At 53.9% G+C, this 13,051-nt stretch carries 11 protein-coding genes; 6 read left to right on the forward strand and 5 right to left on the reverse strand.

Going from position 1 to position 13,051, the window contains the following annotated elements; all coding sequences use genetic code 11:
* The coding region (locus tag ACLQ7H_RS21625) for a serine hydrolase (protein WP_411754436.1) at positions 1-713 on the reverse strand (713 nt) is incomplete at its 3' end.
* Between the two features lie 415 nt (positions 714-1,128).
* Here ACLQ7H_RS21625 and ACLQ7H_RS21630 point away from each other — a divergent pair.
* The 3 genes from ACLQ7H_RS21630 to ACLQ7H_RS21640 all read left to right on the forward strand — a co-directional run bounded on the left by ACLQ7H_RS21630 (position 1,129) and on the right by ACLQ7H_RS21640 (position 2,948).
* Positions 1,129-1,785, forward strand: coding sequence for an HAD family hydrolase (locus ACLQ7H_RS21630; RefSeq protein WP_411754437.1), 657 nt, complete (start codon positions 1,129-1,131; stop codon positions 1,783-1,785).
* A 73-nt stretch (positions 1,786-1,858) separates the two neighbouring features.
* On the forward strand, positions 1,859-2,479 hold the full coding sequence (locus ACLQ7H_RS21635; RefSeq protein WP_094982886.1) for a glutathione S-transferase family protein: 621 nt from the start codon (positions 1,859-1,861) through the stop codon (positions 2,477-2,479).
* Between the two features lie 52 nt (positions 2,480-2,531).
* Positions 2,532-2,948, forward strand: coding sequence for a YjaA family stress response protein (locus ACLQ7H_RS21640; RefSeq protein WP_065685378.1), 417 nt, complete (start codon positions 2,532-2,534; stop codon positions 2,946-2,948).
* Positions 2,949-2,955: 7 nt separating this feature from the next.
* Here the strand turns inward: ACLQ7H_RS21640 and ACLQ7H_RS21645 are convergent, their stop codons facing one another.
* The gene (locus tag ACLQ7H_RS21645) at positions 2,956-4,059 is read right to left on the reverse strand and encodes a PQQ-dependent sugar dehydrogenase (protein ID WP_411754438.1); all 1,104 of its coding nucleotides are present in this window, start codon (positions 4,057-4,059) and stop codon (positions 2,956-2,958) included.
* 131 nt (positions 4,060-4,190) lie between these two features.
* Between ACLQ7H_RS21645 and ACLQ7H_RS21650 the strand changes: the two genes are divergently transcribed.
* The 3 genes from ACLQ7H_RS21650 (at position 4,191) to rimO (ending at position 7,128) form a co-directional block, all read left to right on the forward strand.
* The gene (locus tag ACLQ7H_RS21650; protein WP_411754439.1) at positions 4,191-4,610 is read left to right on the forward strand and encodes a GNAT family N-acetyltransferase; all 420 of its coding nucleotides are present in this window, start codon (positions 4,191-4,193) and stop codon (positions 4,608-4,610) included.
* A gap of 11 nt (positions 4,611-4,621) precedes the next feature.
* Positions 4,622-5,602, forward strand: coding sequence for a magnesium and cobalt transport protein CorA (locus ACLQ7H_RS21655; protein ID WP_411754440.1), 981 nt, complete (start codon positions 4,622-4,624; stop codon positions 5,600-5,602).
* Between the two features lie 194 nt (positions 5,603-5,796).
* On the forward strand, positions 5,797-7,128 hold the full coding sequence (rimO, locus tag ACLQ7H_RS21660) for a 30S ribosomal protein S12 methylthiotransferase RimO (RefSeq protein ID WP_021179962.1): 1,332 nt from the start codon (positions 5,797-5,799) through the stop codon (positions 7,126-7,128).
* A 77-nt stretch (positions 7,129-7,205) separates the two neighbouring features.
* On the opposite strand, the gene ACLQ7H_RS21665 is transcribed toward rimO, so the two are convergent.
* From ACLQ7H_RS21665 to ACLQ7H_RS21675, 3 genes are all read right to left on the reverse strand, one after another.
* The gene (locus ACLQ7H_RS21665; protein WP_411754441.1) at positions 7,206-9,599 is read right to left on the reverse strand and encodes a glucose/quinate/shikimate family membrane-bound PQQ-dependent dehydrogenase; all 2,394 of its coding nucleotides are present in this window, start codon (positions 9,597-9,599) and stop codon (positions 7,206-7,208) included.
* A 119-nt stretch (positions 9,600-9,718) separates the two neighbouring features.
* Positions 9,719-11,887 carry a TonB-dependent receptor PqqU gene (gene pqqU / locus ACLQ7H_RS21670; protein ID WP_411754442.1) on the reverse strand — a complete coding sequence of 723 codons (2,169 nt, stop codon included), beginning with the start codon at positions 11,885-11,887 and terminating at the stop codon, positions 9,719-9,721.
* Positions 11,888-12,209: 322 nt separating this feature from the next.
* Positions 12,210-13,034 (reverse strand): SDR family oxidoreductase, encoded by an 825-nt coding sequence (locus ACLQ7H_RS21675; protein ID WP_411754443.1) that lies wholly within the window; start codon positions 13,032-13,034, stop codon positions 12,210-12,212.
* Positions 13,035-13,051 lie beyond the last annotated feature (17 nt).

Below are 13,051 nucleotides of genomic sequence, written 5' to 3' on the forward strand. Positions count from 1 at the left end.
CCGGTTTTGATACCATCCACATTCAGGTTGGTGCTCCACAGCAGGCGGTTACGGTTTATCTGGCGGATCTTGTTGAAGGTGAACTCTTTTTCTTTATGCAACGCGTACTCATCCGGCACGTCGCGGATCAGCGCCTGGCTCAGCAATGCCATATCGCGTGCGGTGCTGTACTGCCCTTCGGCATCCAGACCATGCACGGTCAGGAAGTGGGTATTTTGCAGGCCGAGGGACTTACCATAATTGTTCATCAAACCAACGAACGAATCCTGGCTACCCGCCACGAAGTCCGCCAAGGCGATGCTGGCGTCGTTACCTGACTGGATGACGATGCCTTTATTCAGTTCCGATACCGGCACCTGATCGCCAGGTTTGATAAACATCAAAGAAGAACCACGCAGCACCGGATTACCGGTTGCCCAAGCATCTTTGCCCACGGTGACGAGATCATCCGGTTTGATTTTACCGGCTTTCATCGCCTGGCCAATCACGTAGCTGGACATGATTTTAGTCAGGCTCGCGGGATCCAGGCGGGTATCCGCATTACCTTCTGCCAGGATCTTGCCGCTGTTGTAATCCATCAATACATAGGCTTTCGCATCGACCTGCGGTGCGGCCGGAGCCTCTGCTGCCTGTACGGTAGGCACAACCAACAACATGACACCTACACTAAGGGCCAATTTACCAAGAGGAGTGGAACGGTTATTTTTCATCATGACGTCGCCAGAGTGTCCATTCAAACCATTGAAATAGCGTTAACTTTCAAACATGTTCACGTTTTCAGCCAACCAGCGAGAGAGGCACGAGGCCGCGCTGCCAACCGCGAAATAGCCAGCGGCTCCCATTTGGGCCAACGCGGCACCGAGAGTGCCCTCGTTGTGAGTTTATTAGATTGCTCTTATTTTTGCAGGGTTTAGGCCGATTTTTCTGCATTTTTACATAACTGTACGTAATCGCAGAGAAATGGGTTGGCAATCAGGCAATGCGCCACGTTATGCAAACCTTCAACAAACCGTCGCCGCACTGTCATCAAAGTTACTTATGCTCTGCGCATTTCACCGCGGCAACTGGCTCGCCGCCGCGCATATCCGTTATCCTGTAGCAGCAGCATTCCTTGCCGGAGAAATATTGATGGATTTAGCCCTGTTCGACCTGGATGAAACCCTGATTGATGATGACAGCGCCAGCCTGTGGGTACGCTGGCTGGTGGCCGAAGGATTCGCCCCGGCGGAGCTGGAACGCCAAGAGCAGTTGTTGATGCAGTCTTACTATCAGGGCCAGCTGTCGATGGAAGAGTATATGCAGGCAACGCTAGTTCCGTTGGCGGGCCTGAGTACCCAGACCGTTGCTGGCTGGGTGCAGCGCTATATTCGCCGGGATATCCTGCCCCGCGTCTATCCCGCAGCACGCGAACGCATGCAATGGCATCGCGAACGCGGCGACTGCATTCTGGTGATTTCAGCAACCGGTGAACACCTGGTTGCCCCCATCGCCGAACAACTGGGAGCCGATGGCGCGCTGGCTATCGGTGTCGAAGTGGCTGAGGGCCGTTTTACCGGCAATACCTACGGCACCATGACCTATCAGCAGGGTAAGGTTATCCGCCTGCAACAGTGGTTGCAGCAACACCCTGAACTGCAATTTGCCCATAGCCACGGCTATAGCGACTCCATCAATGATAAAGCCATGCTGGAGTACGTCGACAGCGCCACCGTCATTAACCCGAATAGCGATCTTAGCGCGTTGGCAAAGCTGCGCGATTGGGAAGTCTGCCACTGGGAACGCTGATTTCAAGGTGACAAATACGGCTTTGTAGCGTAGGTATGAGGATTACTTTTATCCGTCGATGAGGAGGTGCTTTGTGCTGACTATTTGGGGCCGCGAAAATTCTAACAACGTCAAAAAAGTGCGCTGGTGTGCCGCTGAGTTAGGGCTGAATTACACCCATATCAACGCCGGTGGTGCCTACGGCAAGGTTAACGAAGAACCTTACCGATCGCTTAACCCCAACGGCCTGGTGCCGCTGTTGCAGGATGGGGACTTTGTTCTGTGGGAATCCAATACCATCGTGCGTTATCTGGCGGCCAAGTTCGGCCAGACGCCATTTTACCCGCAGGATCTCCAGGCTCGAGCTGCGGCAGAAAAATGGATGGACTGGAATACCTCAACCATCACCGCCCCCTTCCGCAACGTGTTCTGGGGCATGGTTCGCACTCCGCCCGAAAAGCGTGATATGGCCCTGATTGAGGCTGGCATTGCTGAACTGGAGCAACACTTTGCTATCATCGAACGCACATTGGCTGAGCAGCCTTTCCTCTCAGGCCAAGAGTTCGGCATCGGCGATATCCCGCTCGGCAGTTTTGTTTACGCCTGGTTTTCCATGCCGATCGAACGCCAGCCCAGCCCACATATGGAACGTTGGTATCAGCGGTTGTGCGCACGCCCTGCTTACCAGCACGCGGTGATGATACCACTCACTTGATTACCAAGATGTCTCAGATGGGGCACTTCTTACAACGCAGGGACGCAAAAGCATGTCATTGTTTTATTTACAGGTACGCAGAAACCACCTGACCCTGAAAAGCCTCGATACTCAGAAGACCGCCTCTAGAGTTGGCCCTTTCAGCACTCAACGGCTGCTGGTCGGCCAGTTTTTTATTGCCGAATACTGCCTGTATAATCTGGTACCAGAGTTTTTCCCTGGCTTTCTCAATCAGCTTAAGCGCCGCCATTTACGTCATGACATAGTGATCCATGCAATGGAAATGCTGGAAGGTGGCGTAAGCCAGGTCGAGCAGCGGATCCTGCAGGAAATTACCGTTGCAAGCTTTCCCAAAGGATATCATTCAGTATATGCGGACCCGCATCCTCTGTGTGATGACACGGTAAAACGAATTTTCTCACTGAACTCCGACCAGGTGCTCACCGCCGCCGATCTCAAACTAATCTGACTGGGCGCTAATCTCGCCCAACCCGCAACAGTTTTCCATCACTGTCATCAATCAGCAGATAAATGTAACCATCTGGCCCGACGCGCACGTCGCGAATACGCTCATTACGATCGCCCAATAGCCGCTCTTCTGCCACTATTTTGTCACCATCCAGCGTCAAACGGATCAGATCCCGTTGTGCCAACGCGCCAATAAACAGAGAGTGCCGCCATTCGGGGAATCGCTGGCTGTCGTAAAATGCCATCCCGCTGATCCCCGGCGAAACTTTCCAATAATGCAGCGGCTGTTCGGTCCCGGGCACAATTTGCCCTTTAGCCTCAGGGATGGCTAACCCGGAATAATTAACCCCATAGGTCGCTATCGGCCAGCCATAGTTCTTGCCCGGCAGAGGAATATTGATTTCATCACCACCGCGCGGGCCATGCTCATGCTCCCAAATCACCCCACTCCAGGGGTTCAGCGCCAATCCTTGTGGATTGCGATGGCCATAAGACCAAATCTCCGGTCGCTTGCCCTGTTGGCCAACAAACGGGTTATCGGCGGGTACCTTGCCCTCTGCCGTTAGCCGCACAATCTTGCCTTGCAGTTTGTCCGTTTCCTGTGCCGTCGCCCGTTGGTTGTTTTCACCCAAGGTAATAAACAGATAACCCTGACGATCAAAAGCGAGTTTAGAGCCAAAATGGTTGCCAGTAGACAACTTGGGTTGCTGGCGAAAAATCACCCGGAAATCTTCCAGCTGCTTATTGTCTGCACTCAGACGGCCATAACCGACAGCGGTGCCGGCCTTGTCGGCATCCCCTGCCTCTGCAAAGCTAAGGTAAACCCGGCGGCTGGTGACAAAATCCGGAGCCAGCACCACATCCAGTAATCCCCCTTGCCCCTGCGCATAGACATCTGGCACACCGGTAATCGGTGAGGAAAGCCCGGCAGACGGCTGCCATAACCGCAGACGGCCAGCACGTTCCGTGATCAAGATACCGCTATCGTTCGGCAAGAAGGCCAGTGACCAAGGATGCTCAAGCCTGTCCTGCAATTCAGTCACTACCGGTGCCGCATGCAGCAGGCCATTGCAGAACAGCAACCAACCCGCGATCAAAAGAGGCCGCAACATGTCTTCTCCTTATATTGCTAGGCTCCAATGAGTTTAGCCCAGACACCAAAATCCGTGCTTTAATTTAAATTTCAATATGTTGCATTTTCTCTTTGCTGTGCTTAAGTTAGTTGAACCATCAAGGAGGCATAATGAAAATCACCGTAACAGACGCACTACAGCCAGAAGATACCGAAGAGATTCGCAATCATTTGAAGACTTTTAACCACCAATTTGTCGGCGATATCCTGAACAAAAATATCGGGGTTTTTGTCTTGGATGATCAAGGTAATAAACTCGCTGGGTTAACCGGCAGCACCGTAGGCAATTGGTTAAGCATCGATCTGTTATGGGTTTCTGAGACATTACGCGGCGAAGGTGTAGGCAGTAAGCTCATCAAGAAAGCAGAACAGCAGGCAATGGCGGATGGCTGCAAATATGCGCGTGTAGATACTTTCAGTTTTCAGGCTCGTCCTTTCTACGAAAAACAGGGTTACCAATTGCAAATGACATTGCACAATACGCCGGTAGAACATGAACGCTATTTCTTCACCAAAACCCTCACAGACTGACAGGTAACGCGATGGAAACCCAAGCAATGGTAATCAACTGCGTGGCGTACAAGGCCGGTAAACGGCTGACCGACGTGACAATTGAGGATATCAGTGAGGTGGTCAAGGAGCCAGACACCTTTATCTGGCTGGGCTTGTGGCAACCGGAAGACGCGTTCATGCGCAAGATCCAGGAGGAGTTCGGCCTGCACGATCTGGCGATCGAAGACGCCCTTTGCGCCCACCAGCGGCCCAAAATAGAGACCTATGGTGACTCACTGTTCATCGTGGTGAAAACCGCCCGCTGGGAGAAAGAAGAAGTCGAGTACGGCGAAACCCACTTTTTCGTTGGCAAAAATTTCCTGATCAGCGTGCGCCACGGTGCCTCTGCCAGCTATGCCCCTATCCGTGCCAAGGCAGAGGAAAACCCCAAGCAGCTGTGCTACGGGCCTGGCTTTGCGCTGTATACCGTCTTGGATTTTATCGTCGATAACTATCGCCATATCGTCAGCAAGTTCGAAACGATGATCGAAGACATTGAGTCCAACATGTTCAGATCGGAGTTTGACGAAACCGCCATCGAAAACGTCTACAGCCTGCGCCGCCACCTGCTCGGCCTGCGTAATGCCGCCCTGCCGATGGATGAGATCTGCAACCAGTTGATCCATCTGCATGAGGATGTGATCCCCAAAGAGCTGCGGGCCTACGTTCGCGACGTACAAGACCATACCCGGCAGGTCGCCAGCACGCTAGACGATATGCGCGAAATGCTGACCAACGCCATGCACGTCAATCTGGCCTTGGTGACCGTCAAGCAAAACGAAGTGGTCAAGCGATTGGCGGGCTGGGGGGCGATCCTGGCCATTCCAACGGTGATCTTCAGCCTGTACGGGATGAACTTCGCCGATATGCCCGAATTGAAGTTCCCCTGGGCTTACCACACCACGCTGGGTGTCACCGTTGCCGGTTGCTTCTTCCTGTACCAAAAACTCAAGCGTTCCGGCTGGTTATAGATCGCCATCAAAACGGCCTATACTGCTTAAGGCCGAAACTGCTGCTGACTACGCTTCGTAGGGGCGCTGCATGCTGCGCCCTGTTTGGCTTTGTTATCAATCTGAGCCGTTTTTGTTTACGCCGCCAACATATAACGGTGTAATTTCCCGTTGCCCAAGTGTAAAATCCGCCCGTTTCTATTTTGGATTGAGCTATGTCACAAACTATGACCCCAAAAGCCCCCCGTGTCGGCTTTGTCTCACTAGGTTGCCCGAAAAACCTGGTTGATTCTGAACGGATCCTGACTGAACTGCGTAACGAAGGTTACCAGGTAGTGCCACGCTATGATGATGCTGAGCTGGTGATCGTGAACACCTGCGGCTTTATCGACAGCGCCGTTCAAGAGTCACTGGAAGCAATCGGTGAAGCCTTGAACGAGAATGGCAAGGTGATTGTGACCGGCTGCCTGGGTGCCAAGGAAAACCAAATCCGTGAGGTGCATCCGAAGGTTTTGGAAATTACCGGGCCGCACAGCTACGAGCAGGTTTTGTCCCACGTTCACCAATATGTGCCGAAACCGGAACATAACCCCTTTACCAGCCTGACCCCGGCGCAGGGCGTGAAGCTGACGCCAAAGCACTACGCCTACCTGAAGATTTCCGAAGGTTGTAACCATCGCTGCACCTTCTGCATCATCCCATCGATGCGTGGCGATCTGGACAGCCGCCCGATCGGTTCCGTGCTGGATGAAGCCAAACGCCTGGTGGAATCTGGGGTGAAAGAGCTGCTGGTGATCTCACAAGACACCTCGGCCTACGGCGTCGATGTCAAACACCGCACCGGTTTCTGGAACGGCCAGCCGGTAAAAACCAGCATGGTCAGCCTGTGTGAGCAGCTTTCCAGCCTGGGTGCCTGGGTGCGTCTGCACTACGTTTACCCTTACCCACACGTGGATGACGTGATCCCGTTGATGGCCGAAGGCAAGATCCTGCCTTATCTGGATATTCCACTGCAGCACGCCAGCCCGAAAATTCTCAAGCTGATGAAACGCCCTGGCGCGGTTGAACGCACGCTGGAACGCATCAAGCGCTGGCGCGAAATTTGCCCGGATCTGACGTTGCGCTCCACCTTTATCGTTGGCTTCCCAGGGGAAACCGAAGAAGACTTCCAGATGCTGCTCGACTTCCTGACCGAAGCCAAGCTGGATCGCGTTGGTTGCTTCAAGTTCAGCCCGGTAGAAGGTGCTGCTGCTAATGAACTGGCCGACCCGGTGCCAGAAGAAGTGAAGGAAGAACGCTTCCATCGCTTTATGCAGCTGCAACAGCAAATCTCCGCCCAACGCTTGCAAGACAAGATTGGCCGCGAAGTGCTGGTGCTGATCGACGAAGTGGATGAGGAAGGTGCCATTGGCCGCAGCATGGCGGACGCCCCGGAAATCGACGGCGCGGTATACCTCAACGGTGAAGCCAATGTCAAAGTCGGCGACATCGTCAAAGTGAAGATTGAGAACGCCGACGAGTACGATCTGTGGGGTTCGAAGGTCTGACTTCGACCACCGCGCAAAACAATAAAGGGGTTAGCAGTAATGCTAACCCCTTTATTTATTGGTGAACGACCAGCTAGTTACTTTTCGTCTGGCAGAGCATAAGCAATGACATAGTCACCCCGCTCTGCGGCCTGACGAGCACCACCAGCGCTGATGATAATGTATTGCTTGCCATTCTTCGGCGACACAAAGGTCATTGGGCCAGACTGGCTGCCCACTGGCAGGCGCTCTTTCCAGATCTCTTTCCCGGTTGCCGTATCGAAGGCACGCAGGTAGAAATCCTGCGTACCAGCAAAGAACAGCAGACCGGATTGAGTCGACAGGCTAGCGCCCAGCGTTGGCATGCCCACTTCCATCGGCATACGCATTTTGATGCCCAGCGGACCCGTATCCTGCACCGTACCGACCGGAACCTGCCACACCAGTTTGCCAGACTTCAGGTCTACCGCTGACATGGTGCCAAACGGTGGCTTCTGGCATGGAATGCCCAGTGGGGAGAGGAAGCGTTCACGGATCGCACCGAACGGCGTACCGTCCATGGGAACCAGGCCCATTTCGATGCCGCTGGCCCCGGTCGGCACCTTGCTGCGTGGCACCATCGAGTTGGCCAGCCCCAAACGCATATCGTTAACAAACATGATGGCATTGTTCGGATCCACCGAAACGCTGCCCCAGTTCATCCCGCCCAACGAGCCAGGATATTGTAGAGCACGGTCGATACCCGGCGGTGTATAGACGCCCTGGTGACGCATCCCTTTGAACTCGATACGGCACAGCAGTTGATCGAGCGGCGTTGCGCCCCACATGTCTGACTCGGTCAGCGTCTGGTTACCAATATTTGGCATTCCCACCGAGAACGGCTGGGTTTTGGAGTAACGTTCGCCAGGCACATTGCCCTGCGGTACTTCACGCTCTTCCACTTTCGCCACCGGCTGACCGTTCTCACGGTTGAGCATAAAGATCATGCCCTGCTTAGTGGTTTGCACCAGCACTGGCGTCGTGTCACCCTTGCCATCTGGCAGATCGTACAGTAACGGTTGGGAAGGCAGGTCAAAGTCCCACAGGTCATGGTGCGTGGTTTGGAAATGCCAACGCACTTTGCCGCTGGTGGCATCAACAGCCACAATTGAAGAGCTGTATTTATCATCCAGCGCGGTACGCTCGCCGCCAAAGAAGTCAGGCGTGGCGTTACCGGTCGGCAGATAGATCAGATTCAGTTTGGCGTCGTAGGACATTGCGGACCATACGTTCGGCGTACCGCGCGTATAGGTTTCACCCGCTGGTGGCAGCTTGGTAATGGCCGGATTACCCGGATCCCACGCCCAGGCAAGTTCACCAGTATGCACATCATAAGCACGCACCACACCAGGAGGTTCGCCGGTAGAGAAGTTGTCCGCCACGCGGCCACCGACCACCACCAGGTTACCCGCCACCAATGGGGTTGAGGTTTGCTGGTAATAACCCGGTTTAACTTCGCCCATGCCCGCTTTCAGATCGACAGTGCCGTTATCACCAAAGTCGGCGCAAGGTTTGCCGGTATCGGCGTCAATGGCAATCAAACGCGCATCGATGGTTGGCAGGAACAGACGGCGTTCGCACATGGCCGGTGCCGTAGCGTTAGCGGCAACCACTGGCGATGAGGCAGGCTGAGCCGCATTGTCGTAATAACCCAGGCCACGGCAACGCTGCCAGTTAGGTGCTGAGGCTTTAGGATCGAAGGACCACAGCTGTTTGCCAGTATCGGCCTCCAACGACAGCACTTTGCCGTAGGCGGTACAGACATACAGGGTATTACCGACCTGCAGCGGAGTATTCTGGTCTTCTGCACCGGAACCGTTGCTTTGTGGAATATCGCCGGTATGGGCAATCCACGCCACCTTCAGCTTGCTGACGTTAGACTTGTTGATCTGATCCAGCGCGGCAAAACGATCACCGTGGGTGGTATTCCCCCAATGTTCCCAGTTTTTCTGCTCACTACCGGCAGCCACCGGTTTAACCGGAATATCTTCCTTGGCCGCCACCAGTGGCGTAGGCACAAAGGTGTAACCAAATCCGGCCACCAGCGTAACCGCCAGCAACCCAGCCAAAGCATAGCTGACGGCGCCGCGAACCGGATGACCGGCACGTTTCTTCAACCATGGATAGGCCAACGCAGCCAGGAAGGCCAGCACGCCGAACATAAACAAGCGTGAGAACAACGGCCAGAAATCCAGGCCAACGTCCCACAACGCCCAAATCAGGGTGAATACAAAGGCCAGCGCATACAACCCTATGCCGGCAGGTTTGAGCTTGATCACCAGTACCGCAGCGATCAGCATCACCACCCCCATCAGCCCAAAATAGAGGCTCCCTCCCAATGAAGCCAGGTAAACGCCGCCGATTGCCAGCGCGAGGCCGATGACGCCCATCAGCACCCCCAGCAGCCACATCAAGTAATTCCCTATACTTCGTTTATTGCCTGTCTTTGCCATATTCACTTTCTCCCACCGCTAGCAACGCGCAAATTTTGGCGCACTCACTGGTGTCATAAATAACCATCCCAAGATAACAACTCAACGGGGGTTAGGTTCCCCCGCTGTACTACTGCTTACTACTCAAATGAATAAGCAACACTCATGCCCCCACCCCAGTTTCTGCCTGGAGCGGGTTCGAAATAGCGGCCATTGCCTTCGTTGACAATCACTGAGCCGACATACTGGCGATCAAACAGATTGTCCACCCGGCCAAAAACGGTAAATTGCCAGTTCCCTACCGGGTAGCGATAACCAGTATTCAGCGCCGCCACGGTGTAGGACGGTGCCTGCTGTGAATTCTGATCGTTGGTCTGGATATCGCTCATGTAGCGCAGCTCAGCACCGGCGAACCAACCCTGCGGCGGCGACCAGGCCAGCGAGGCATATCCCATATTGCGGGCAATCCCCGGTAGGCGGTTGCCCTTCGGCACCTGCTTTGCGGCAGAACAGGTACTGTCGCCACAGACATCATCGCGGTAAGTGGCATCCAGCAGTGTCCAGGCCATTTGCAGACGCCAGTCGTAGTTGAACTGTTGATCCAGCGCTAACTCCACCCCACGGCGACGGGTTTGCCCCGCGTTCTTGTAACTGGTGCGCCCGTTGCTGCTCTCATCGACGACAATTTCGTTTTTGGTATCCGTTTGGAACAGCGCCGCGCTGAACAGTCCATTGCCGATACGGGTCTTGCTACCCAGTTCAACGGTATCGCTGGTAGCAGGTTTTAGACCGAGATTGAGCCCCGCCACGCCACCTGGGCGATAAGAGAGTTCATTGATGGTAGGGGTTTCAAAACCACGCCCGGCGGAAGCGTACACATTCCAGGCCTTGGTCAACGCATAGTTGAGCGAGCCTACTGGCAGCCACTGGTGATAGCGGGCATCGCCACTGTCATCACCATTACTGCCGGTAATATAGCGATCGTTGGAATCGAAATTGACGGTGCTGAAGCGCACTCCGGCATCCAGCGTCAAACGTTGGGTCAGGTTCCAGGACGTTTGCAGATAGGGATCCACATTCCACATCAGGTTGCGTTCATCCCGCCGTAGATTCCCCTTGGTCCCCAATTCGTTAACGCCGTTGACTACCGTGAAATTCTCATAGCCTTTGCGCTGCTCAGTCATGGTTTCGTAGTCGAGCCCACCCGTCACGCTGAAGGGCAATGTGGCGATTTCACCACGATGAGTCCAGCGAGTATCGATGCCCTGATAATGACGCGCCAGAGAGATCACTCCGCCGGGATGTTGTTCACTACGCTGCTGTACGGCTACTGGAATTGACTGATACTGCGTGGTTTCCCGCTCACCGGCGTAAGTCATGATGCTCAGATCGTCATTGGCGCTCATCTGGCGTTCATAGCGCAACCCGGCCTGGGTTTGCGAAATGGTTTTACGCGTGTTGTATTGATCTGCTCTTGGTGCCTGGCGCGGATTGTCGTGCCACTCAGCTTCGGTTAAACCACCCGGATCGTCGGCATTAATATCCACCGAGTTGAACAACAGCGTCAGCGTGCTGACATCATCAATGCGCACACCCAAACGCGCGTTACCCAGGTTCTTGCGTGCCCCACTGTGGTCGCGGAACCCCTCAGTGGTAAAACGGGTCGCGGAGACGGCATAGTTCACGTCACCGGCGTGCGTGCCATCGCCGGTTGCACCGCTGGCTTTCATGCCATAGCGCCAGTTGCCGTCACTGCCGCTATACATGCCTGCTTCAATCTTGTCCGGCTGTTGGCCAGTTTCAGTCTCTACATTGATGACGCCACCGGAAGCGTTGCCATACAGAGCGGAAAACGGCCCGCGCAGGACCTCAATCTTGTTCACTGAATTGAGATCGATATTCGACGTTTGCCCTTGGCCATCCGGCATGGTGGCAGGAATACCATCCACATAAATGCGTACGCCGCGTACGCCGTACATTGAACGCGAGCCAAACCCACGGATTGACAGTTGCAAATCTTGCGCATAATTCTGGCGATTTTGAATTTGCAGCCCCGGCACACTGGCCAGCCCTTCGGAGAGATTAATCTGTGGCCTGGCCTGACGAAGTTCATCACCATTAAGCACGCTAACCGCAACCGGAGTACTCAATTCTGAAAGACCGCTGCGCTTGGCCGTGACCACCATGGAAGATTGGTCCACTGCCCGATCGCTGGCTTGTACGTTTACCGCCATACACAGAGCACAAGGCAATAGCGTAGAAATGGCGATAGGTGAGATCGCTGTATTTTTTTTATTAAGAAAATTCATGTAAAAACTGCCATTAGACGCTTGAGAGGATAGGTACCTTTTAGAAAAAACCGAGCATATGTTAATACTTATCGCAACAGTTTGAAAATGGCGGAGAGAAATTCAAACTTCCGTTAACTCGAATTTCACACAAATGATAAATATAAATGATATATGTCAGGAGGGGGAATAGGAAGGATTTAGATTATTACTATCAATATCAATGCGTAAAATTAATTTCCTTATAATTTAGTCATGTTTAATAATCAAACTGAGAGAATAAAAAGAAGCAAGGTTTTTTAGGGGGATACTGCCCCGCAAGCAGCGGGACAGTTTGATTTGGTTAACCGATCGGCATCCGCATGGGATCTGGATATTGATAATCAAACCCTAATTCGTTGCAGATACGGCTGCCGTCTACCAGCCGCCCTTCTTGTTCATCTTCTTTTGCAAACTGCGGGGGTTGCAGATGCAATTGCTCGGCCAGCGCCGGGTAGAAATCGCGTTTGAGCGGATGGCCTGGCGCACAAAGATTATAGGTATGCCCGCCCTTTGGCAGCTTCAGCAGCAGTTGAATGGCCGCGATCACATCATCCTGATGTACCAGATTGACCCCGTGCGAACCGCCCTTAACGTCAACCTTACCCGCCAGGAAACGCCCTGGATGACGATCCCCCCCCACCAGCCCTGCCAAACGCAAAACGTCCACCGATGTGTTGGGCAATTGATGCAGCCAAAGCTCCAACTCTTCCAGCACTCGGCCAGCCGATGTCACCGGCTTGAGCGGCGAATCTTCCCGAACGGTACCGGTGGTTTCACCGTAAACCGACGTGGAACTGGTAAAGATAATATGCGGCACGCCAAACGCTATCGCGCTGTCTACCAGCATACGTACGGCATCAAAGTAGCTTGCGCTCCCCTCGACGGTACGGCTGGCTGGCAGAGTGATCACCAACGCATCCGTGTACAACAGTTGTTCCAGATCGTGAGCTTCGCAAATCAGCTCGGGCGTCAATTCCAACCGATAACATTCGATGCCACTCATCCGCGCGGCTTCGACCCCATCCGGCGTAGTTTTACTGCCAACCACTTCATACCCGTGGCCCATTAACGATAAAGCCAGCGGCATCCCTAACCAACCCAAACCCACAATGGCGACTTTTCTCATCAGCATGCCCCCTAAGA

The organism is Serratia sp. (in: enterobacteria) (assembly GCF_046715635.1).
Taxonomy (GTDB): Bacteria; Pseudomonadota; Gammaproteobacteria; order Enterobacterales; family Enterobacteriaceae; genus Chania.

Coding starts and splice junctions, on each gene's coding strand:
- ACLQ7H_RS21630 (WP_411754437.1), top strand. CDS start 1,129: ATGGATTTAGCCCTGTTCGACCTGGATGAAACCCTGATTGATGATGAC.
- ACLQ7H_RS21640 (WP_065685378.1), top strand. CDS start 2,532: ATGTCATTGTTTTATTTACAGGTACGCAGAAACCACCTGACCCTGAAA.
- ACLQ7H_RS21645 (WP_411754438.1), bottom strand. CDS start 4,059: ATGTTGCGGCCTCTTTTGATCGCGGGTTGGTTGCTGTTCTGCAATGGC.
- ACLQ7H_RS21650 (WP_411754439.1), top strand. CDS start 4,191: ATGAAAATCACCGTAACAGACGCACTACAGCCAGAAGATACCGAAGAG.
- ACLQ7H_RS21655 (WP_411754440.1), top strand. CDS start 4,622: ATGGAAACCCAAGCAATGGTAATCAACTGCGTGGCGTACAAGGCCGGT.
- rimO (WP_021179962.1), top strand. CDS start 5,797: ATGTCACAAACTATGACCCCAAAAGCCCCCCGTGTCGGCTTTGTCTCA.
- ACLQ7H_RS21665 (WP_411754441.1), bottom strand. CDS start 9,599: ATGGCAAAGACAGGCAATAAACGAAGTATAGGGAATTACTTGATGTGG.
- pqqU (WP_411754442.1), bottom strand. CDS start 11,887: ATGAATTTTCTTAATAAAAAAAATACAGCGATCTCACCTATCGCCATT.
- ACLQ7H_RS21675 (WP_411754443.1), bottom strand. CDS start 13,034: ATGAGAAAAGTCGCCATTGTGGGTTTGGGTTGGTTAGGGATGCCGCTG.